General features: G+C 30.1%; 1 protein-coding gene. It reads left to right on the forward strand.

Annotated features, from left to right (window positions below):
* On the forward strand, window positions 1-1076 hold a 1076-nt coding region (locus H164_RS14875), incomplete at its 5' end, for a DUF6734 family protein (RefSeq protein WP_019969256.1).
* Window positions 1077-1158 lie beyond the last annotated feature (82 nt).

Genomic DNA, 1158 nt, shown 5'->3' on the forward strand with positions numbered 1-1158 from the left:
GTCTATCATCCCCCTTGCAGGGGTTACGAATAGGAGACGGAACGCTGTCACTGTTTGGCATAAAGACCGTACACGGTTGGCTTTACGCTGCTTTCCAAAGCCCTTTTAAGTCTTTGATTAATAACGCTATCGCTACATTTTTCCGTTTTTCATATTTTATATGTACTTTCATAAAGAAAAACGATAGGGTTCTAAAAGAAACGAAAGATGGATTTATAAATTCTTTTTATGAGCAGATGTTTTTCTATACTATGGCGAGGCAGGAAAATAAATCAGTAAACTATTGTACTCGAGGTGACAAACTTAGTACTAAGTTTGATTGGTTTGATATTGATTTTACTTGTAAACCAAAATATGGGTATATGCATTTACTCGCTTCTTTAAAGCGAACTATTAATGCTCAGATTTTTGTATCTCAATACCTTAGAAATATAGCTCCAGATTTATATAAAAATATTATACAGACGTATATTAATCGAGGGGGGCACACTATTATTAACTATTTTGATATCTGTAATGATTTGTGTATAAACAATCTTAGAACAAACGATTTAATATTTTCGGAGACGAAAAAGTATTTAAAGATAAATGTCCCTATATCAAAAGAAAGCTTAGATTCCTATATTACTAATTCTAATTATAAGAAAGATAATTTGTTATCAAAGATATACTATACAGATTTAATGCGGTATAATGCAGAAAAAAGCTTAATAGAGAATTATCAAGAAATCTGTAGTATAAATGATAAAAATATCAATTTCTTTTGGAAGGAGGAAGTTTTTAAAAAAAATAAGTTGAAGTTAAATAATAAATTTTCATTCATTGAACTTTCCCAAGATCTCTATAAACATCTTTTCCCAAATTACGAATTCCCATTTAGGAATCCTATTATGGCTTTCTTGAAAGATCCATTAATTTTAAAAGTAAAAGATGTCTTATTAAGGGGTATTGGTGCGGAAATAATCAGATATATGTGGACTGTATCCGAGGCAACTGCCCCTCAAATTATAAGTCATATACAATTAGAGCTAAAAGATGATGATGTGAGAAGTGACTCAGAATTGATAAGTAAGTGAACAAAATTAATTTACACAAAATAAATATATGTAATTTCCGTTCTACTTTGAGTTATGGGAAAACCAAAAGTATTGGGGTTAG

The sequence above is a fragment of the Segatella maculosa DSM 19339 = JCM 15638 genome, from assembly GCF_000382385.1.
GTDB lineage: Bacteria > Bacteroidota > Bacteroidia > Bacteroidales > Bacteroidaceae > Prevotella > Prevotella maculosa.